Raw genomic sequence first — 20366 nt, 5'->3', positions numbered from 1 at the left:
CGCTACTCCGGCAGGAAGTCGGGAACGGAAAAGTAGCGCTCGCCGGTGTCATAATTGAAGCCGAGAATGCGCGAACCGGCCGGAAGCTCGGGTATCTTCTGCGCAATGGCGGCCAGGGTGGCGCCGGAGGAGATGCCGACCAGCAGCGCCTCCTTCGTCGCCGAGCGGCGCGCGTAGTCCTTCGCGTCGTCCGCGGTGACCTGGATCACGCCGTCCAGCAGGCTCATGTCCAGGATGCCCGGCACGAAGCCGGCGCCGATGCCCTGGATCGGATGCGGCGAGGGCGTGCCGCCGGACAGCACCGGCGAGGCGGTGGGCTCCACGGCGAAGACCTTGAGGTTCGGCCATGCCTTCTTCAGCACCTTCGCGCAGCCGGTGATGTGGCCGCCGGTGCCGACGCCGGTGATGATGGCGTCCAGCCCCTCGGGGAAGTCGGCCAGGATCTCCCGGGCCGTGGTCTTCACGTGGATCTCGACATTGGCCGGGTTCTCGAACTGCTGGGGCATCCAGGCGCCGGGCGTGGCCGCAACTAGCTCCGCGGCGCGGGCGATGGCGCCCTTCATGCCCTTCTCGCGCGGGGTGAGGTCGAAGCTGGCGCCGTAGGCCTGCATGAGGCGCCGGCGCTCGACCGACATGCTCTCGGGCATGACGAGGATGAGCTTGTAGCCCTTGATGGCCGCGGCCATGGCCAGCCCGATGCCGGTGTTGCCGGAGGTGGGCTCGATGATGGTCCCGCCCGGCTTCAGCGAGCCGTCGGCCTCGGCGGCGTCGACCATGGCGACGCCGATGCGGTCCTTGATGGAGCCGCCGGGATTGGAGCGCTCGGACTTCACCCAGACCTCGGCATCGGGGAAGAGGCGCCCGAGGCGGATGTGGGGGGTATTGCCGATCGTGGCGAGGACGTCCGTGGCCTTCATGGCTTGCTCCCGGGTGATGAGGGTCCAGGGAGCGTGCTCCCTGGCGGGGTCGAGGGGCGGAGCCCCTCGCCTTAGTTCAGCACGCGCAGCCCCTGTGCAAGGTCCGCGATCAGGTCCTTCGTGTCTTCGAGCCCGATATGCAGCCGCAGCATCGGCCCGCCGAAGTCCCCGGAGCCGGCGGTCCGCGTGATGAAGCCCGAGGTCGGCAGGGCCAGGCTCTCGAAGCCGCCCCAGCTCGCGCCGATGCCGAAGAGCTGCAGCGCGTTCACGAAGCGGAACATGCCGCCCTGGTCGTATTGCGGATCCAGCACCACGCCGAACAGGCTGCATCCGCCCGTGAAGTCGCGCTTGTAGAGGGCGTGCTGCGGATGCGACGGCAGAGCCGGATGCAGCACGTGCTTCACCTGCGGCTGCTTCTCCAGCCAGGCCGCGACCTCGATGCTGGCCGCCTCCTGCGCCTTGAGGCGCATCGCCATGGTGCGCACGCCGCGCAGCGCCAGCCAGCAATCATCGGGCGAGGCGTAGTGGCCCATGGTGGAGGAGGCCGTCCGGATGGCCCGGTGATCCTCCTCGGAGTTGGTGGTGATGCTGCCGAGCAGGATGTCCGAGTGGCCGCCGACATACTTGGTCAGCGCCTGGATCGAAACGTCCACGCCATGCTCGAAGGGCTGGAAGTTGTGGATGCCCCAGGTGTTGTCCATCAGCACCTTGCAGCCGCGGGCGTGCGCGGCGCGGGCGAGGGCCGGCACGTCCTGGACCTCGAAGGTGTGGGAGCCGGGGCTCTCCAGATAGACCACCTTGGTGTTGGGCCGGATGAGCGCGGCCATGCCGGCTTCGTCCACGCAGGGATCGTAGAAGGTGGTCTCGATCCCCCAGTCCTTCATGAGCGTGCTGGCGAAGTTCCGCGCAGGCCCGTAGCAGCTGTCCGGGATCAGGCAATGGTCGCCGTTCTTCAGATAGGCCGTCAGCGGCACGGTCACGGCGGCGAGGCCGGTGCCGACGATGGTGCAGCGCGTGCCGCCCTCGATGTCGGCGATCACGTCCTCCAGCGCGTAATGCGTGGGGCCGCCGGCGGTGCCGTAGGTCATGTAGCGCTCGAAGCGCTTCGCTCCGCCGTCGCGTCGCGCCTCCGCATCGGGGTAGAGCACGGTCGAGCCGCGATGCACGGGCGGATTCACGAAGCCGTGGATCTTCACGCCCGCGCGGCCGCCATGGCTCATGCGGGTGGCGAAGCCGAGCTTCTTGTCGGCGGCGTTGTGATCGCCGGAGTCATGATCGTTTGGCATCAGGCGGTGACCTTCGGGGTTTCGGGCCGGCTCGCCCATTCGGTCCAGGAGCCGTCATAGACGGCGGGCTCGGGCAGCCCGGCGCGCAGGGCGCCGAGGGTGAGGATGCAGGCGGTGACGCCGGTGCCGCAGCTCGTCACCAGCGGGCGCGATCCGTCGGCGCCGGCGAGGGAGAAGCGGGCCCGCAGGGCCTCCTCCGGCAGCATGGTGCCGTCGGGCGCGAAGAGCTCGTTGAAGGGGATGTTCTGCGCTCCCGGCATGTGCCCCGAAGGCAGGCCGGGGCGCGGCTCGGGGGACGTGCCCTTGAAGCGCCCGGCGGCGCGCGCGTCGAGGACGAGCCTGTCGCCGTTTGTCAGAATCCGCTTCACGTCGCCGATGCCGAGCACCCGGCTCGCGACGAAATCCGCGACATAGTCGGTGAAGGTCACGGGCTCCTCGTCGCCGGACTGCACGGCACGGTCCTCCCGCGCCCATTTCGGCAGGCCGCCGTCGAGCACGGCGGCCTTCTCGTGGCCGAAGAGCCGCATGAGCCACCAGCCGCGGGCGGAGGATTGCAGCCCCTTCTGGTCGTAGAAGACGATCCGGCTGCCGTTGGCGACGCCCATCAGGCCCATCAGCTTCTCGAAGCGCGCGGCGCTCGGGATCATGTGGGGCAGCTCGGCGTCGGGGTCGGCGACCTCGTCGATGTCGTAGAAGCGCGCGCCGGGGATATGCGCCTCGCGGAACTTCGCCTTGCCGTCGAAGGGCTCGTTGGGGAGGTACTTGGTGGTGTCGAAGACGACGAGGTCCGGCTTGCCGAGTTCGGCCGCCAGCCACTCGGTCGAAACGAGATTCTCCATGAACTAGCCCTCCACGAGCACGATGCTGATGCGGCGGTTCTGCCGCCCCTTGTTTTCCATCTTCGTCACTTCCACGCGGCCGATCTCGGCCGTGCTCCTCACATGCGTCCCGCCGCAGGGCTGCAGGTCCACGGGCGCGTCGAGGCTGCCGATGCGCACGAGCCGGATCTGCCCGGAGCCGCGCGGCGGCTGCACGGAGAGGGTGCGCACCAGCCCGGGATTGGCGTCCAGCTCGGCCTCGGTGATCCAGGTGTCGGAGATGGGATGGTCGGCGGCGATCAGCGCGTTCAGCCCTTCGGTGAGGGATTCCTTGGTCGGCGGCTCCGCGAGGTCGAAGTCCAGCCGCGACTTGTCCGCGCCGACCTGCCCGCCGGTGACGCCGGCGCCGGGGATCAGGCTGCAGAGCAGGTGCATGGCGCTGTGCATGCGCATGTGGCGGTGCCGGCGCTGCCAGTCGAGCGCGACCCGTACCTCGGTGCCCGGCGCGGGCAGCGTGGCGCCTTCCGGGAGCCTGTGCAGGATCGCGTCGCCCTCGCCCTTCACCGCCTCGAGGATGGCCGCATCGGCGCCCTCCCAGTGCATGATGCCGGAATCGCCGGGCTGGCCGCCGGCGCGGGCGTAGAAGATGGTGCGGTCGAGCACGACGCCCGCCGGATCGGCCGAGACGACCCGCGCCGTCAGGTCGCGCAGGTAGGAATCGGCTCGGTAGAGGACTTCGGTCATTCACGGGTCCATTCGTCGCGCAGGCGCGCGTGGTTCTGGCGCAGCCAGAAGAGGCTGAGGGCGCAGGTGGCGTTGCGGATCTCGTTGGCGTCGAGCAGCGCGAAGGCGCGCTCCGTCGACATGATCAGGAGCCGGATGTCCTCGCCCTCATGGGCCAGCCCGTGGTTCTTCACGGCGTCGGGCTCCGGCAGCCGCGCGCGGCCGCAATGCAGGAACATCAGCTCGTCACAGCCGCCCTGCATGAGCATGAACTGGCCGATCTTCTCGACGATATCAGGCGCGAGGCCGGCCTCCTCCTGCGTCTCGCGGCGGGCGGCTTCCTCGGGATCCTCGCCCGCCTCCAGCAGCCCCGCCACGCATTCCGTGTGGATCGGCGGCAGGCCGGCGGCGTGCACCGGCAGGCGGAACTGCTCGATCAGCGCCACGCGATCCGCCCGGGGGTCGAAGGGCAGCATGGCCACGCCGGCCCCGCGGCGCCACAGCTCCCAGGTCAGCTCCGGCGAGCGCGCGCCGTCGAAGCGCTCATAGCTGAAGCGCACCCGCTGCAACGGGAAGCGCCCGCTCCAGACCAGCTCGTCTTCGCGGATCTCGAGGCCGGGATAGGGCGCGATGGGGGGGGCCTTGGGTGGTCTGGCGCTCATGCGGGCCAGACCGTAACCTTGTCCCCAACGCCAGTCCATGAGCCGAGCCTTGCAAAGTCTTTCTCCGGCCCGACCGGCGGCGCGCTCCGCACGCCGGCGCGCCATTCTCGCGATTCTCGGCGCGGCGATCCTCTTCGCGGGCGCGGCGGCCTGCGTGAAGGCACTGGGCGGACAGGTGCCCCTGGCCCAGCTCGTGCTGTTCCGCAGCATCTTCGCCTTCCCGGTGCTCCTGCCATTGCTGCGCCAGGCGGGAGGCTGGGGCGAGCTCCGGACGACGAACCCCGCGGGGCATGTCTGGCGCATGGTCTTCGGGCTGATCGGCATGGCCGGTGCCTTCTACGGCTATGCCACCATGCCGCTCGCCGCCGTCACCGCGCTGGGCTTCACCATGCCGCTCTTCCTGACGGTGCTGGCCGTGCCGCTGCTGGGCGAGCATGTGGGCTGGCGGCGGGGCTCGGCTGTGCTTGTCGGCTTCGCGGGCGTGGTCCTGATGGTGCGGCCGTGGAGCGGGGGCGCCGGCGACCTGCCGCTGCTGCCGAGCCTCATCGTGCTGGCGGCCGCGCTGAGCTGGGCGCTGGCCATGATCACCATCCGCCGCATGGGCGAGGCCGGCGAATCCGGCGTCTCGATCGTGTTCTGGTTCGCCGTCGGCTCCGCGGCGGTCGCGGGGATCGCGAGCCTGCCGGGCTGGGTCTGGCCCACGGGCACGCAATGGGGGCTGCTGCTCGGGATCGGGATGGTCTCGGCGCTGGCGCAACTGCTGATGACCGAGGCCTACCGGTCCGGCGAGCCCACCCTGGTTGCGCCCTTCGAGTATTCCGGAATTGTGTGGACAACCTTGCTCGGTGCCGTCGTCTGGGCCGAGGCGCCGGACCTCTGGGACGGTGCGGGAATCCTGATCCTCGTCGCCTCCGGCCTCTATATCTGGCACCGGGAAATGCAGCTCGGCCTCAAGCGCTGAGTGTCCCGCGATTCGGAACATTCTTGTTTTTGATGTGTCCGGACAAATAAAATGCCCGCATGGGAGAAACGCGCCGAGGGGTATTGCTCGCCGGCTCATCTGTGCTCGCCGCCCCGTCGGCGGGCGCGCAGGGCCGCCAGACGCTGCTGAGCGAGGGCCGTCGAGGCCCACACATCCTCGTCATCGGGGATTCGCATTCGAACGGCCTTGCGATCGGCCTCACCTGGGTCCTGGCCTGGGACGTGACCGTGGATGCGCGCGGCATCGTCAACACGGGCCTCGCCCAGGCCGATGCGCGCATGGCCAATTTCAGCAACTGGTTCGCCCGGCTGGAGGAGCTGCTCCGGGCCGCCCCGAACCGCTACGCGGCCGCGGTGATCAGCCTCGGCAGCGTGGACAACCAGCGCCTGACCTTCGACGACAATCGGGACAGCCTGGCCTTCGGCAGCCAGGAATATGCCGAGGCCTATGCGGAGCGCATGGCCCGACTGGTGGCCATGTTGCGCGCGGCCCGGATCGCGCCGCTCTGGGTGGGGCTGCCCTCCGCCGGCTCGCCGCAGATCGACCAGGCCTATGCCTGGATCGACGCGCTGCAGGCCCAGGCCACGCGGCGCGCGAACATCCCCTTCCTCCATCTGCGGCCGCTGACGCTGCACAACGGCCGCTACGATGAGAAATGGTTCAACGGCCGCAGCCACCCCACCTCGCTGCGCCAGCCGGACGCCCTCCACTTCACGCAGAACGGCTACTTCCGCATCGCCGAGGTCGTGGTGCCGCAGATCGAGGCGCAGCTCGGCAACCGGCGACTGCCGCGGCGGTAGCCTCTCCGGGAGGCATGGTTGCCCGCCGGCCTGACAGGGGCCAATTTCCGCGGATGTCCTCCGAGACCGTCGTTCGCGAACGCCTGAGCCTGCGCTGGGTCCTGGCGCTGCTGCTGCTGCCTCTGCTGGTGGCGGGGCTGCGCTGGGCCTCCTTCCTGCCCTCGGTGATCGACTGGGACGAGAGCCTCTACATCCTCCAGGCGCGCGAATGGCTGCGCGGCAACTGGCCGCTCTCGGGCGTCTGGGACATGCATCCGGTGGGCGCGCCCGCCGCCATCGCCGGCGCCTTCCTGCTGGGCGGCGAGAGCCTGCAGACGGTGCGCTTCCTCGGCGCCTTCTGCGTCACCGCGACCGGCTATGCCCTGATCCTGCTGACCCGCGTGATGTCGGGGCCGCGCAGCCTCGGCTACGCCGCGGCGCTGCTCTACGCGGCGCACAGCCTGCTGTTGGGCGGCCTCGCCTCCAACACCGAGATCATCTTCGCGCCGCTGGTGGTCTTCGCCCTGGCGATCGCGCTGATGGAGGGCCGGCCGTGGCCGCGGCTCATCGGCATGGGCGTGCTGATCGGCGTGGCGCTGGTCATCAAGCCGGTGGTGACGCCGGAAGGCTGCCTGATCTTCGCGCTCTTCGCCTGGCCCGCGCTGCGGGCGCGGCAATGGCTGGCGCTGCTGCGCTTCGCCGCCGCCTATGCCGCGCTGTGCCTGGCGCCGACGCTGCTGGTTGCGGGAATCTACGCGCTGCGCGGCGAGTTCGGGATCTGGTGGGCCAGCACCATCCTGGCGCCGCTGCAATACGCCTCCGGCCGCATCCCGACCGAGCAGATGCTCTGGCGCATCACGCTCGCGGCGCTGGCGCTGCGCTGGCTGCTGGCCCTGGCGCTGGCGGCGCTGCTCTTCTCCTGGCGCGAGCCCACGCTGCGGCGGCTGGCCCTTCTGGGCACGGCCTGGCTCTGCGCCGCCGGGCTCGCGGTGGCGGGGCCGGGCTTCTTCTTCCCGCACTACTTCCTGATCTCGATCCCGCCGCTGGCGCTGCTGGCCGCGACCGGCGCCTATGCCTTCACGCGCTTCGCCGCCGGGCATCGCGGCCGCCTGCTGCTGGGCGTCGCGATCGTCGCGATCTGCGCGGACATCGTGGCGACCGATCTTTCGCCACGCCTCAGCCGCGGTTTCGCCATGGGCAGCCCCGATACGCCCCGCCGCATGGCCGCGATGATGAATGACGAGCTCCAGCCCGGCGACACGATCTTCGTGCCGAACTACCAGCCCGTGGTCTATTTCCTGACCCACGCGAACCTGCCGACGCGCTTCCCCTTCCCGGTGCACCTGACGGGCAGCTTCTCCAACCTCGCCGGCGTGGACACGGATGCCGAGGTGAAGCGCATCCTCGAGTCCCGGCCGCGCTTCATCGTGCTCGACCGCAGCGAGTGGTTCGCCATGCGGCCCTCGGCGATGTCGATGCTCACGGAGGCGCTGGAGGAGGGCTATGAGCTCGCCGCGAGCTTCGTAGAGGAACGCGGGACCGTGGAACTCTGGCGCCGCGTGGAGGCCGAGTGATGGAGGATATCCTTTTCCTCGTCTCGAAGGTCTTCTGGATGTTCGCGCGGCCGAACACCTTCGCGCTGCTGCTGGCGGTGATCGGCGCAATCGCCCTGATCGCCCACCGGCGCTGGGGGAGAGTGCCGCTGGTGCTTGGCCTCGGCTGGTTCGTGGCCGTGCTGCTGACGCCGCTGCCCGCCTGGATCACCCTGCCGTTGGAGGACCGCTTCCCGCGCCCCGCCGGGTTCGAGCGCGTGGACGGCGTGATCGTCCTGGGCGGCGCGGTCGAGCAGCTCCTGACCGAGCGCCGCGGCATCCCCGCCCTCAACGGCGCCGCCGAGCGCATGACCGAGGCCGTCGCCCTCGCGCGGCGCCATCCGGAGGCGCGCATCCTCTTCACCGGCGGCCAGGGCACCGTGGTCACCGGCCAGGAGACGGAGGCCGATGTCGCGCGGCAGCTCTGGGCCTCGATGGGGCTCGAGGGCGAGCGGGTCCTCTTCGAGGGCGAGTCCCGCAACACCTGGGAGAATGCGAACTTCTCCCGCCGCGTGGCGAATCCGCAGCCCGGCGAGCGCTGGCTGCTGGTGACCTCGGCGAGCCACATGCCGCGTTCGGTCGGCTGCTTCCGCCGCGCGGGATGGGAGATCACGCCCTGGCCGGTGAACTACTCCACCGCGCCAGGCGGAGCCGGCTGGTTCGACCCGCCCTTCTCCTTCCGGCTCGGGCAGGCGGAATGGGCGGTGCGGGAATATGTGGGGCTGATCGCCTACCGGCTCCTCGGGCGGACCAGCGCGCTCTTCCCCGCGCCCTGATCCCGCGCAGGGCGGCGGGCGGAAGGCAGCGGCAGGATCGCCGCTTCCCACATCCGCCGGAGCCGCGCCCATGATGAAGGACCTGCCCCTCGCGAAGGTCTACCAGCTGCTGGAGCCGGGGCCTGTCGTGCTGCTGACGACGGCCCGGCGCGGCCGGCCCAATGTCATGACCATGTCCTGGCACATGATGGTCGATTTCACGCCACCGCTGGTGGCCTGCATCGTGAGCAGCGGCGACCACAGCTTCGAGGCGCTGCGCGCCACGCGGGAATGCGTGATCGCCATCCCCCCGGTGGAGCTGGCGCCCAAGGTGGTGGCGGTCGGCAACTGCTCGGGCCGGGACGTGAACAAGTTCGCGACGATCGGGCTGACGGCCCTGCCGGCGCAGGAGGTGAAGGCGCCGCTGGTGGCCGAGTGCTTCGCCAACCTGGAATGCCGCGTGGTGGAGACGCGGCTGGTGAACAAGCTCAACCTCTTCGTGCTCGAGGTGGTGAAGGCCTGGCGGGAGCCGGGGCGGAAGGAGCCGAAGACCATTCATCACCGGGGCTACGGGACCTTCGCGGTGGATGGGGACATCATCCGGCTGCCGTCGAAGATGCCGTAGGCGCGGCGGCCCATTCTCGTGGCCGTCCGGGGCGTTCCGGTTAGGATGCCGAGGCCAGACGGAGGGTGCGGCATGGCTTTCGACAGACGGAAAGGCGGTGCGCTGGTGCTGGTGGCGCTGCTGGCCGGCGCGGAGCTCGCGGCAGCGCAGGACCTGGCCACGGAGCGGCTGGCCGGCGAGGTCCTGTTCGGCGGGGCCACCCTGGTCGATCCGCCGCCTGGCGAGCCCGCCGGCACGCATGCCTACCTGACCATCACCGGCGCGGCCGCCCGGCGGATGTTCAACGCCATGTCCGGCCCCATCCGCAGCGACGCCTGCCAGCCTGGCTGGCGCACGAGGCGCGTGGGGAACCTGACCTGCTCGCTCGGGCGCCGCGCCTCGGAGGCGCAATGCGATGTCGCGTTGCTGCTTGCCCGCGGGGAGCTCGCGCCGGGCCGTCCGTGCTGACATGGATCGGGGTCTGGGGCCTTTCGGCTCCAGCGGGTGCAGGGCGGAGCCCTGCTCCTTTTCTCAGAATCGGTTGCTGCGCTGGCGAAAGCGGAAATCCTGCATGACGCTGCGCTGGGCCCGGTGGCGCGAGGCGCGAGGGGTTCGCATCCGCGAGACACGAAAGGACGACCTTGCCGACGCGTCCTTCGGCGCGAGCAGGGTCAGCAGACCAAATCCACAGAGAAAATTACGCCGTCGCATGAATGCCTCATGAAATAATCAACCGAGGGTTGATAACTTCGAGGCATGTATTAATCGAAAAAACGTCCTGGTCTTCGCCTTTTCCAGATTCTTCGGTAGATGATTTCGCTATAGATCAAGTCGCATGATGGTGACGGGACGATTGTTGTCGACCGTCTCCTCGATCCGATGCCAGCCGAGCCCTTCGTAAAGCCCCTGCGCATCGTTCGTGTAGAGATAGAGCGAGGTGTCGCCCGCCATCCGCGCCGCCTCCACCACCGCCGCGACAAGCCGTTGCGCGCAGCCCTGGCCGCGCGCCTCCGGCACGACATAGACGCCGGCGAGCCAGGGGCCGATGTCGTTGCGGATCTCGAGATCGGCGGACATGAAGCTCGCGGTGCCGCAGGGCACCTCGCCGGCGAGGAGCACGAAGGATTGCGGCGGGCCGGTCTCGGCCGTGGCCTCCGCGAGGATTTCGCGCACCTCGTCCAGCCGGTGGCCGTTGGGCTGCCAGAAGGCGTCCCAGAGCCAGTTCGCCACCACGGGAATGAGGTCCGGCCGGTCGGCGATCCGCACGATTCGCCAGGCGCCTGGCATCACAGGGTGAGGATCCGTTCCGGATCGGCGCGGCCGGTCGCGAGGTCGATCAGCCCGCGCAGGTTCCCGCGGAAGCGGCCCCAGCGGTCCACCTCGGGCTCCGGCATCGGCGAGCGCGCCAGGTTCATCGCGCAATGCCGCGCGACCGAGCGCAGCGCATGGCTCCAGGGATAGCTGCCCTTGCGCGCGAGGTAGACGGGGTTCACCACCTGCGAATAGCCGAGCTTGATGCCCGGCACGCGGCCGGACTTGGTGCCGAGATGCACGCCGCGCGCGCCGTGCAGGCGGTAGATCCTGCCGTAGGGCAGCAGCCGGCGCGTGAGGTCCAGGTCCTCGTACCAGCCGTAGAGCGGCAGCTTCTCGTCGAAGCGCAGCCCGTGCGCGCGGACGGGGGCGAGGCGCAGCGCCATGTTGCAGCCATAGCCGTTGAAGTGATCGTGGAAGCCGAGGAGGTCGGCGGGCGGCGTGTCGGCGGCCAGGACCTCGCGCGCGGCGTCCGGCGTGATGCCGGGGCCCTTGGCGCCGTCGGCGACGACCGTGCCGGTGGCGACCGCGCATTCGGGATGCGCGGACAGCACGCCCTCCAGCGCCTCCAGCCAGCGCGGGCCGGCCAGAAAATCGTCGTCGAGGAAGAGCACCGCATCGCAATCGCCGATGGCGTCGAGGATGCGGTTGCGCTGGCGCGGCAGGCCGGCCGGCGAGGTGAGGAACTCGACGCCGGGGAAGCGCTCCTTCAGGCCCGTGATGTCGCTGTCGGTGACATGGCAGACCACGATGCGGTCCGGCGCGCGGGTCTGGCGGTCGAGCTCCTGCAGCACCTCGCCGAGGATGGCCGGGCGGCCGCGCGTGGCGATGCCGATGGCGATCCTCATGCAAGGCTCTCCAGCGGCGCCGGATGGGGCAGGGCGCGGGATTCGGCGGACAGGAAACCGGACAGCCGGCCCTGGAAGGTCGCGAGGTAGTAGCGCGCGTTCAGCAGGCGACCGCGCAGCAGTGAGAGGCCGGCACCGGCGAGCGGGCGGTACAGGAACGGCGCCCAGGTCGCCGCCGGCACGCCATGCCGCCGCAGCGCGAAGCCGAGGCCGAGCCCGTAGCGCTCCGCGCGCGCGACGGCCTCCGGCGTGAGCCGCTTGTCGGGATGGACCACGCGCAGCTCCGGTGCGTAGCGGGCTGCCAGCCCCTTCGCCATGGCACGGCAGACGAGGTCGTTGCCCTCGGCCGAGCCGAAGCGCGCGCCCGGGCCCATCGCCTCGTCGAAGCCGCCGAGGGCGAGCGCCATGTCGCGCCGGAGCCAGAGGTTGAACTCGATCACGCTGGTCCAGACGTTCTGCAGGGTGATCGCGCCCGCCGCCTCGTTCCAGCGGCCGGAGCCCAGCCCGCCCTGCGGCGCGGCGGCCGGGCCGGTGAGGATGGCGATCGCCGGATCGGCGTCGAAGGCCGTGCGCACCTGGCCGAGCACGCCCGCCGGGAACACGCAGTCGTCGTCGGGAAAGCCCACGAGGTCGCCGCGCGCGTGCTGCAGGCCGAGGTTGCGTCCGGCATTGGCATGCGCGCGGGGGCTGCGCAGGTGGCGCAGCTTCAGGCGCGGGGCGTAGGTCTCCACCAGCGCATCGAGGCGGCCGTCCTCGTTCTGATCCACCAGCAGCACCTCGAATTCGGCGCTGGCATCGGCGAGCAGGCTGTCGAAGAGCTCGCCGATCTCGGCGACGCGGCCCTTCGTGGACACGACCAGCGAGATCACGTCGCCTCCGATGGCCGGAGCGCCGCAGGCGCGGAGGGCTGAATCGGCGGCGCCAGATCTCGCGACACGACGTCCAGCAGCTTCCGGCGGAACTCCGCGATGCTGAACTGCTGCGCCTGGGCGTGGCAGGCCCCGGGCGTGAAATCCGCCTCGCGTGCGACGAAGGCGCGCACGGCGGCGACGATCGCGTCGGCGCTCTGCTCCTCGAAGAAGAGGCCCGTCCTGCCATCCGCCACGATGTCGCGCGAGCCGCCGCGGCCATAGACGATGAGCGGCGTGCCGCAGGCCTGCGCCTCGACCATGGCGATGCCGAAATCCTCCTCGGCGGCGAAGACGAAGGCGCGCGCGCCCTGGAGCAGCGAGACCAGCTCCGCCTGCGGCACGCGGCCGCGGACCTCGATGTTATCGGCGCCCTTCGCGGCCTCGGCGACCAGCGGCGCGGAAGGCCCGTCGCCGGCGATGACCAGCTTCAGCTCGGGCATGCGGGCAAAGGCTTCGGCGACGAGCTCCACCCGCTTATAGGGCACCTGCCGCGAGGCCACGAGGAAGTGCGTGCGCGGCGCCGTGCTGAGCGGAAAGCCGTCGAGATCCACCGGCGGGTGCAGCACCTCCGCCTCGCGCCGCCAGACTTTCCGGATGCGCTCCACGATGTAGCTGGAATTGCCGAGGATCACGTCGGGCCGCGCCGAGCTCAGCTGGTCCCAGCCGCGCAGGCGGTGCAGCAGCCAGCGCGTGTAGAGGCCCTTGAGGCCGCGAGTCAGCCCGGCCTGGCGCAGATACTGGTGCTGCAGGTCCCAGGCGTAGCGCATCGGGCTGTGCACGTAGGAGACATGCTTCGTGCCCGGCCCCGTGATGACGCCCTTGGCCACGGCGTGCGACGACGACACGACGAGGTCGTAGCCCTGCAGGTCGAACTGCTCGATCGCGAGCGGCATGAGCTGCAGGTAGTTCCGGAACATCCTTTTCGCGAAGGGCAGACGCTGGATGAAGCTGGTGCGCGGCACCTTGCCGCCCAGGAATCCGCGCTGGCCGTCGGGCAAAAAGTCGCAGAGCGCATAGAGATCCGCCTCCGGAAAACAGGCGAGCATCTGCTCCACCACGCGCTCCGAGCCGGCATAGCTGTCCAGCCATTCATGGATGATGGCGATCTTCATCGCGGCAGAAATCCCAGCAGTCTTCGGGCCGCTGCGTCCCATGAAAACCGGGCGGTTCGATGGCGGCCGGCCTCGGCGATCGCGGCGCGGAATCCGGCATCGTCGGCGAGCTTTCCGATGGCCTCGCCGAGGCTTTCCGGTCGCGCCGCGTCGAACCACAGCGCCGCGTCGCCGCAGACCTCCGCGACGGCGCCGATGCGGCTCGCGACGACAGGGCAGCCGCACCACATGGCCTCGACCGGCGGCAGGCCGAAACCCTCGTAGCGCGAGGGGAAGACCAGGCAGAGCGCCGATTCGTAGAGCGCGCGCAATTCCGCATCGCTCACGCGGCCCAGCGGCCGGATGTGCTGGTCCAGCTCCGCACCGCCCTCCTGCCGGAAGACGCCCGCATCCTTCGCGCCGGCCACGGCCAGCACCAGCCCGCGCGCGCCCAGGGCGCCGATGGCGTCGCGCAGTGCGGCGAGGTTCTTGTGCGCAGCGCCCGTGCCCACCACCAGCGCATAGCCGTGCCGCGCGAGGCCATGACGCTCCAGGACCGTGGTGTCGGCCGGCGCGCGCAGGATGTGCTCGCCGCCCTCCAACGTGACGCCGAGGTCGACATCCTCGACGCCCAGATTCGCCTCGATCCGCTCCGCCGAGAATTCCGAGACGGTGAGGACCCGCGCGCCCCGGAACACCAGGATCCGCTGCATCGTCCGGTACCAGCTGCGGAACTGCCAGGAATAGCTCTCCGGCGTGTCGAAGACGCCGGCGTCGTGGATCACCACGGCCTGGTTGGCGCCGGCCAGGATCGGCGCGGTGTTGCCGAGATTCAGCAGGAAATCGCCGGACAGCGCGCGCGGCAGGTCGAGCTGCTCCCAGAGCTGGCCCGTGCGGCTGCCGACGATACCAGGCGCGAGGAAGGGAAAGGCCTCCAGCCCCTCCGCGCCCGGCGGCGCCAGCAGCCGGATCGGCGGCGCCTCGCCGGCGGCGACCAGCGCATCCAGCGCCCGCGTGATCTCGCGCGCGTAGCGCTGCACGCCGGTGAGGCCCTGGGTGAGGAAACGCCCGTTCAGCGCGATCATGCGAGGCCCGATTGCAGCAGCCGCCGCGCCTGCCAGGGGCGCCGCAGCAGGGGGCGCAGCGTGGTGCGCTCCACCGGCGTCAGCACCCGCAGGGTCGCGAGCGCGACGAGGAGGAAGCCAGGCAGGGCGATGGCCGTGGCCCAGCGCCAGTCGGGCGCAAGCACCGTCGCCGCCAGGGCCAGGAAGGAGAGGATCAGCGGCAGCGCGAGCCGCTGCGCCGCCGCGCGCGCCGGCGGATAGAGCCAGCCCGCGAGCCAGAATTTTCCCACGCAATCCGCCGTCGCGCGGATGCCCCAGGCGATCGCCGCGCCCTCGATGCCGATCCACCAGAGCATGACCGCCGAGACCGGCAGGAACACCACCACCTCGGCCAGGATCAGCTTCGCCGTCGCATCCGGCCGGCCGATCGCGTCGAGCAGCGCATTGGCCGCGAAGGAGGCGCAGGAGAAGAAGATGCCCGCGGCCAGGATGCGCAGTACCATCCCGCCATTCGCGGCGAAATCCGCACCGAGCCACAGGCGCAGCGCCCAGTCGCCGGCACCGGCCAGGACGAGGCAGGGCGGCAAGGTCAGCAGGATCATCAGCATGGCGCCGCGGCGCAGCAGGCCCGAGGTGACCTCGGGCAGCGTGCGGAAGGCCGAGGCCATGGCCGGCAGCAGCGCCTGGGCAATGGCGATGGGCAGGATCCACATGCGCAGCACGAGGTCGAGCGGCGTCGCGTAATGCGCCACGGCGGCCAGCGTCAGCATGGCGCCGATCAGGAAGCGGTCTGCGTAGAGCAGCGCCTGGTTGAGCAGCGAGGCGAAGGTCATCCAGCCGCCGATGCGCAGCAGCGGCAGCACCATCGCCGGATTGCCGACGGAGAGCCGCGGCAGCAGCGGCCGCGCCAGCCAGAGATAGGAGAGGGTGTTCGCGAGACGGCAGGCCACCAGCGCCAGCATCACGGCGACAAGGCTTGGCCAGACCATCAGCAGCAGCACCGGCCCGACGTAGTACATCGCCGCCACGGGGATGGTGACGAGGTTGGCGGCGGCGAAGCGCTGATGCGCCGCCAGCACGCCCCACAGCGCGGCGTTGATCACGATGAGCGGCGCCGCGCAGGCCAGGACGCGGAAGGCGACCAGCGCCTCCTCCTGCAATTCCGGCGGTACGTTCAGCGCATGGCCCATGAGCCAGGGCAGGATCGCCCAGAAGACGGCGGCGCCCAGCGTCGCGAAGCCGCCCAGCGCCAGCATGGCGGTGCCGACAAGACGGCCGGCCTCGGCGTCCTCGCCCTCCGCCATGCGCTCCGAGAGCCCGCGGGTCAGGGCCGGGCCGATGCCGAGGTCGAAGATGCCGAAGACGCCGACCATCGCCAGCGCCAGGGTGAAGAGGCCCCAGCGCTCCAACCCCATCTCCTGGACTAGGATGGGCGTCAGGGCCAAAGCGAGGAGCAGGGGCAGGCCCCGCCCCATCGCGTTCCAGAACATGCCGGAGAGGAGGCGGCGCGCGCCGGCCCGCGCCTCGATGGTCTGGCTCATTGGGTGCCTGCGCCTTGTTTGGAGGCGCCGAACCTAGCTCAGCAGGCGCCGCGGCGCGACAGCACCGCCATGGGGGTCCGCAGGAGGATGGCGATGTCCTGCCAGAGCGAGGGGCGGGCCACATAGGCCACGTCGAGCGCCACGCGCTGGGCGTAGCTGGTGTCCGAGCGGCCGGAGACCTGCCACAACCCGGTCAGGCCGGGGCGCACGCTCATGTAGTGGGCCGCGGCGGCGCCGTAGAAGCGGTCGAGCTCACTCTGGATGACCGGGCGCGGGCCCACGAGGCTCATCTGTCCCAGCAGCACGTTGATGAGCTGCGGCAGCTCGTCGAGCGAGGTGGCGCGCAGGAAGCGGCCGATCCGCGTCACGCGGGGGTCGTTCTTGAGCTTGTGCGTGGCCTCCCACTCGGCGCGGGCCTCGGGGTCGCGGGCCAGCAGCGCCTCGAGGCGGGCCTGGCTGTCGGTCACCATCGAGCGGAACTTGAGGCAGAGGAACTCGCGGCCGTGCCGGCCCACGCGGCGGTGGCCGAACATGGCCGGGCCGCCATCGGCGCGGATCATCAGGGCGATGGCCAGCATGAAGGGAGCCAGGATCGCCAACAGGGCGCCGGCGCCGACGACGTCCATCGCGCGCTTGAGGACCGGCTGCAGCCCCTCGCGCCATTGGGCGTGGGGCGGGGCCAGCATGACGCTCGGGGCGCGGTATTCGCCGCCCATCCGCGTCTCGCGGAGGATCACTTCACGCTGCAGGGACGTAAACGCGTCCAACCCAGGCATCCTGGCCTCATTCACGGTGATCCCGGGCCGAAACGCCGCCCTCACCGATCCGGTTGCGGCGCGGGGGAAGATCATCCGCCCCCTGGCCACGATGCGGTTCTGACCCCCATCGCTGGCGTTAATCGGGCCCGGTTGGGGCAGGATTGTGGCAGCGCAAAAAAGCGCGACCTTGTCGGCAAGGGGCTGAAATGCCACGAGGAATGCAATTGCCCGGAGCCCGTCTTGTCCCGTCTCGCCTATCCCGCCTCATGCCTGCTGGGAGCTTTGCTGGCGATCCATCTGTTCGGGCTGGATTTCATCTGGCCGCGCACGGGGCTGGATTGGCGGCCGGTGGGCGATGCGGCCCAGCATGCGATCGCCCAGCGGCATTTTCTGGCCGATGCCTGGCGCTGGCCGCCGCTGGATGTGGGCAGCCTCGGAAATGTGAATTTGGCGTTTCTGGACGGAATTCCGGCGCTGGCCCTGCCGCTGAAGCTCCTGGCCCCGATCCTGCCGGAGGGCTTTCACGGGATCGGCCTGTTCTATGCGATCGCCTGGACTCTGCAGCCGGCGGCGGCGGTCTGGGCGCTGCGCGGGGCAGGGGTGCGCGGCTTCTGGCCAGGCCTCGCCGTGGCTGTCATGGCAAGCGCCATGCCCGCCTTCATCCTGCGCTACGGCCATGCCGCGCTCTGCGGGCATTTCGTGATCCTGGCCTCGCTGGGCCTTTACTTCAGGCTGCTGGAATCGTCGCGCTGGTGGTGGGTCGCCGTGCCCTGGCAGGCGGTGGCGCTGCTGATCCATCCGTATCTCGCGCTGATGTCGCTGGCCTTGCTGGCCGCGGTCCCGCTGACGCTGCTGCTGCGGGGCGAGCGCTTCCTCCGCGCGGGGATCGGCGCGGCCTGCGCGCTGGCCGCCATGATCGGCGTGATGGCGGCGTTCGGCTATTTCGGCGCCTCGGGCGACGGCGGCTACGGGCAATATGCGCTGAACCTGCTCTCGCCGGCCTGGCCCTTCCGCTCCCTGATCCTGGGCGGCTGGGTCCAGGCCGAGGTGGACGCGACCGGCCATGGCGGCTGGGAGGGCTACAACTGGCTCGGCCTCGGGCTCTGGGCGGCGCTGATCGCGGGGGCGCTGGTGGCCGGGCGCCGCATCGCGCCGGGGCTGCGCGCGCATCTGGGCCTGGTGCTGGCGCTGCTGGGCCTGACGGCGATCGCCGTCTCCTTCCGCATCGGGCTGGGCGAGCGGATCATCCTCGACCTCGGCACCGCGCCGGGATTCCTGGAGCAGTTCCGCGCCTCCGGCCGCTTCTTCTGGCCGGTGGGCTACGCGCTGATGATCGGCGCGGCCGTGCTGCTCGCAAGCCGGGGGCCGCGCGGCGTCGTGATCCTGCTCGCCTGCGGGCTGCTGCAATTCGTCGATGCCGGACCGATGCGCAACGGGCTGCGCGCCTGGGCCCATGAGCACGCGCCCTGGACGGTCGAGGCCGACGAACTGCGCCCGCTGTTCCGCGCGGCGCAGCGCGTCACCTTCCTGCCGTCCTGGCCCTGCATCGCCCCCGACGACGATGCCGCGCGGATCCGCACGCTGGAGCTGCTGCTGCTGGCCAGCGAGACGCCGCGCCCGGTGAACACCATGTACGCCGCCCGCTGGCGCACGCCGCCGCGCTGCACGGATGCGGAGGTGTCGGCGTCACCCTTGCAGCCCGGCGAATTGCGCGTGGGCTTGCCGCAGGCGGCGCTGTCCGGCTCAGGCTGCCGGGCGGCGGGAGACCTCACGGTCTGCCGATGAGGGCAGGTGCCGCTCCACCAGGTAGAGCGGCCGCCCCTTGGTCTCGTTGAAGATGCGGCCGAGATACTCGCCGATGATGCCGAGCGTCATGAGCTGCACACCGCCGAGGAAGAGCACCACGGCCATCAGGCTCGGATAGCCGGCCGTCGGATTGCCGAAGAAGATCGTCCGCACCACCAGCTGCAGCAGGTAGAGGCCGGCGAAGAAGGCGGTGGCCAGCCCCAGATAGGTCGCGATCTTGAGCGGCCCCACGGTGAAGCTGGTGATGCCCTCGAGCGAGAGGTTCCACAGCTTCCAGTAGTTCCACTTGGTCTCGCCGGCGGCGCGCGGCGCGCGCTCGTAGGGCACGGCGACGGAGGGAAAGCCCACCCAGGCGAAGAGCCCCTTCATGAAGCGGTGCTGCTCGCGCATCGTCAGCAGGGCGTCGAGCGAGCGGCGCGACATGTAGCGGAAGTCGCCGGTGTCGCGGGGCAGCTGCACCTTGCCGCCGAGCCGCTGCATCACGCGGTAGAAGGCGGCCGCCGTGGCGCGCTTCAGGAAGTTCTCGCCGTGCCGGACGCTCCGCTGGGCATAGGCGACGTCGAAGCCCTGCTGGGCGGCCGCGACCAGTTCCGGGATGACCTCGGGAGGGTCCTGCAGGTCGGCGTCGATGACCACGACGCCCTCGCTGCCGCGCGCGTGGTCGAGGCCGGCCGTCAGCGCGATCTCCTTGCCGAAGTTGCGGGAGAGATTGACGATCGCCACCCGCGCATCCGCCGCGGCCAGGCCCGTCATCACCGAGAGCGTCGTGTCGCGCGAGCCGTCATTCACATAGACGACCTCCCAGGACCGGCCGATCGCATCCATCACCGGCACGAGGCGGTTGTGGAACTCGGGCAGCACCTCCTGCTCGTTGTAGCAGGGAACGACGACGGAAATGGCGGGGGCGGGGGACATGCGGTTCCTAATGGCGTCCGATCAAGGCCTTTCCTGGGCGATTTCGAGCCAATGTGACGCAATCTCGCGCCGGGGCGCGACCCAGATGCCGGGCGTCCTTGCCACATGCTCCAGCAGCGCCGCCAGTCCCGGCATGCGGCCGGGACGGCCGATGATCCGAAGATGGAGCCCGATGGAGAGCATCTTCGGCGTGGTCTTCCCTTCGCGCATCAGCCAGTCGATCGCGCCGATACAATACCGGGAGAAGTCCTCGGGTTGCACGAAGCCGCCGCCGGGCGAGAAGCGCATGTCGTTGGTGTCGAAGGAATAGGGCAGGATCACGTGGCCGGGCGCGTCGGGGCGCGCGGGGTGGGGCGCGAATAGTCTCGGCAGATCGTCGTCGTAGACGTCGCTGTCGTAAAGGAAGCCGCCCTCCTCCAGCAGCAGGCGCCGCGTGTTCATCGAGGAGGCGGAGCGCGTGTGCCACCCCACCGGCCGCGTTCCGGCGGCCTTCTCGATGGCGTCGACGGTGCCGGCGATGACAGCGCGCTCCTGTGCCTCGGGCATGTTGGCGAGGCTCTCCCAGCGCCAGCCATGGGCGCTGACCTCGTGCCCTGCCTCGGCCGGCGCTGCGGCGAGATGCGGGCTCGCCGCCACGGCTCGGCCGCAGGCCGAGAAGGTCGCCTTCACGCCCGTCGCATCGAAAGCGTCCAGGATCCGCCAGATGCCGACGCGCGCGCCGTAGGCGTAGTGCGTCTCCATGCAGGGGTCGGGCTGGCCGGTCACCTCCTCGCGGATCTCGTGCACGCTCTCGTTGCGGATATCGCCGCTGGCGAGCGAGAGCTCGGCCCCCTCCTCGACATTCACCACGAAGGAGAGCGCCAGCCGCGCGCCGCCCGGCCAGCGGGGATTCGGAGGGTTGCGCCCGTAGCCGACAAGATCGCGGCTTGTCGGCGGCATTCCACCAGGCAACGTCATCGTCCATCCTTCGCAGCGGCTGACATCGGGTTTAGTTTTCCCGATC

General features: G+C 70.4%; 21 protein-coding genes. 7 read left to right on the top strand and 14 right to left on the bottom strand.

The features are described 5' to 3' along the window. Positions 1 to 2 precede the first annotated feature (2 nt). The 5 genes from cysK to AC1ROY_RS05820 form a co-directional block, all read right to left on the bottom strand. Entirely contained in the window at positions 3 to 917 is a 915-nt protein-coding gene (gene cysK, locus AC1ROY_RS05840; RefSeq protein WP_493147653.1) for a cysteine synthase A, read from the bottom strand. A gap of 71 nt (positions 918 to 988) precedes the next feature. Further along, a complete protein-coding gene (gene metC / locus AC1ROY_RS05835; RefSeq protein WP_493147652.1) occupies positions 989 to 2203 on the bottom strand; it encodes a cystathionine beta-lyase in 1215 nt (404 codons plus the stop codon). After that, on the bottom strand, positions 2203 to 3042 hold the full coding sequence (locus AC1ROY_RS05830) for a sulfurtransferase (RefSeq protein ID WP_493147651.1): 840 nt from the start codon (positions 3040 to 3042) through the stop codon (positions 2203 to 2205). Before AC1ROY_RS05830 ends, metC begins: the two co-directional genes overlap by 1 nt. A gap of 3 nt (positions 3043 to 3045) precedes the next feature. Next, entirely contained in the window at positions 3046 to 3765 is a 720-nt protein-coding gene (locus tag AC1ROY_RS05825) for an alanyl-tRNA editing protein (RefSeq protein ID WP_493147650.1), read from the bottom strand. Continuing rightward, positions 3762 to 4406 (bottom strand): NUDIX domain-containing protein, encoded by a 645-nt coding sequence (locus AC1ROY_RS05820; RefSeq protein ID WP_493147649.1) that lies wholly within the window; start codon positions 4404 to 4406, stop codon positions 3762 to 3764. The genes AC1ROY_RS05825 and AC1ROY_RS05820 overlap by 4 nt, the downstream gene beginning before the upstream one ends. A gap of 49 nt (positions 4407 to 4455) precedes the next feature. Here AC1ROY_RS05820 and AC1ROY_RS05815 point away from each other — a divergent pair, with 49 nt between their 5' ends. From AC1ROY_RS05815 to AC1ROY_RS05790, 6 genes are all read left to right on the top strand, one after another. Next, a complete protein-coding gene (locus AC1ROY_RS05815) occupies positions 4456 to 5367 on the top strand; it encodes a DMT family transporter (protein WP_493147648.1) in 912 nt (303 codons plus the stop codon). A 101-nt stretch (positions 5368 to 5468) separates the two neighbouring features. Further along, a complete protein-coding gene (locus tag AC1ROY_RS05810; protein ID WP_493147647.1) occupies positions 5469 to 6188 on the top strand; it encodes a DUF459 domain-containing protein in 720 nt (239 codons plus the stop codon). Positions 6189 to 6241: 53 nt separating this feature from the next. Continuing rightward, a complete protein-coding gene (locus tag AC1ROY_RS05805) occupies positions 6242 to 7741 on the top strand; it encodes a glycosyltransferase family 39 protein (RefSeq protein ID WP_493147646.1) in 1500 nt (499 codons plus the stop codon). After that, the gene (locus AC1ROY_RS05800; RefSeq protein WP_493147645.1) at positions 7741 to 8535 is read left to right on the top strand and encodes a YdcF family protein; all 795 of its coding nucleotides are present in this window, start codon (positions 7741 to 7743) and stop codon (positions 8533 to 8535) included. Before AC1ROY_RS05805 ends, AC1ROY_RS05800 begins: the two co-directional genes overlap by 1 nt. Before the next feature lie 70 nt (positions 8536 to 8605). Continuing rightward, positions 8606 to 9139 carry a flavin reductase family protein gene (locus tag AC1ROY_RS05795; protein ID WP_493147644.1) on the top strand — a complete coding sequence of 178 codons (534 nt, stop codon included), beginning with the start codon at positions 8606 to 8608 and terminating at the stop codon, positions 9137 to 9139. A 72-nt stretch (positions 9140 to 9211) separates the two neighbouring features. After that, positions 9212 to 9586, top strand: a complete 375-nt coding sequence (locus tag AC1ROY_RS05790; protein WP_493147643.1) for a hypothetical protein — start codon at positions 9212 to 9214, stop codon at positions 9584 to 9586. Between the two features lie 351 nt (positions 9587 to 9937). Here AC1ROY_RS05790 and AC1ROY_RS05785 read toward each other — a convergent pair whose 3' ends face one another. Genes AC1ROY_RS05785 through AC1ROY_RS05755 form a run of 7 tightly spaced genes read right to left on the bottom strand, consistent with a single transcriptional unit; the run spans position 9938 to position 16651 of the window. Beyond that, on the bottom strand, positions 9938 to 10405 hold the full coding sequence (locus AC1ROY_RS05785) for a GNAT family N-acetyltransferase (protein WP_493147642.1): 468 nt from the start codon (positions 10403 to 10405) through the stop codon (positions 9938 to 9940). Beyond that, complete coding sequence (locus tag AC1ROY_RS05780) at positions 10405 to 11277, bottom strand: glycosyltransferase family 2 protein (protein WP_493147641.1); 873 nt, start codon at positions 11275 to 11277, stop codon at positions 10405 to 10407. The genes AC1ROY_RS05785 and AC1ROY_RS05780 overlap by 1 nt, the downstream gene beginning before the upstream one ends. Beyond that, positions 11274 to 12146: a glycosyltransferase family 2 protein gene (locus AC1ROY_RS05775; RefSeq protein WP_493147640.1), complete on the bottom strand. Its 873-nt coding sequence runs from the start codon at positions 12144 to 12146 to the stop codon at positions 11274 to 11276. The genes AC1ROY_RS05780 and AC1ROY_RS05775 overlap by 4 nt, the downstream gene beginning before the upstream one ends. Beyond that, on the bottom strand, positions 12143 to 13300 hold the full coding sequence (locus AC1ROY_RS05770; RefSeq protein WP_493147639.1) for a glycosyltransferase: 1158 nt from the start codon (positions 13298 to 13300) through the stop codon (positions 12143 to 12145). The genes AC1ROY_RS05775 and AC1ROY_RS05770 overlap by 4 nt, the downstream gene beginning before the upstream one ends. Beyond that, positions 13297 to 14364, bottom strand: a complete 1068-nt coding sequence (locus AC1ROY_RS05765; protein ID WP_493147638.1) for a glycosyltransferase family 4 protein — start codon at positions 14362 to 14364, stop codon at positions 13297 to 13299. The genes AC1ROY_RS05770 and AC1ROY_RS05765 overlap by 4 nt, the downstream gene beginning before the upstream one ends. Further along, positions 14361 to 15884: a flippase gene (locus AC1ROY_RS05760; protein ID WP_493147637.1), complete on the bottom strand. Its 1524-nt coding sequence runs from the start codon at positions 15882 to 15884 to the stop codon at positions 14361 to 14363. The genes AC1ROY_RS05765 and AC1ROY_RS05760 overlap by 4 nt, the downstream gene beginning before the upstream one ends. A gap of 38 nt (positions 15885 to 15922) precedes the next feature. Continuing rightward, on the bottom strand, positions 15923 to 16651 hold the full coding sequence (locus AC1ROY_RS05755; protein WP_493147636.1) for a sugar transferase: 729 nt from the start codon (positions 16649 to 16651) through the stop codon (positions 15923 to 15925). A 231-nt stretch (positions 16652 to 16882) separates the two neighbouring features. Between AC1ROY_RS05755 and AC1ROY_RS05750 the strand changes: the two genes are divergently transcribed. Continuing rightward, positions 16883 to 18427, top strand: coding sequence for a DUF6311 domain-containing protein (locus tag AC1ROY_RS05750; protein WP_493147635.1), 1545 nt, complete (start codon positions 16883 to 16885; stop codon positions 18425 to 18427). Here the strand turns inward: AC1ROY_RS05750 and AC1ROY_RS05745 are convergent. Then, complete coding sequence (locus AC1ROY_RS05745) at positions 18386 to 19363, bottom strand: glycosyltransferase family 2 protein (RefSeq protein ID WP_493147634.1); 978 nt, start codon at positions 19361 to 19363, stop codon at positions 18386 to 18388. The two genes, AC1ROY_RS05750 and AC1ROY_RS05745, sit on opposite strands and share 42 nt — an antisense overlap. 21 nt (positions 19364 to 19384) lie before the next feature. Next, positions 19385 to 20320 (bottom strand): polysaccharide deacetylase family protein, encoded by a 936-nt coding sequence (locus AC1ROY_RS05740; RefSeq protein ID WP_493147633.1) that lies wholly within the window; start codon positions 20318 to 20320, stop codon positions 19385 to 19387. Positions 20321 to 20366: the final 46 nt, after the last annotated feature.

It is taken from the genome of Roseococcus sp. GW821-FHT12F05, assembly GCF_058806835.1.
This window is presented reverse-complemented; position numbering and strand designations above follow the sequence as displayed.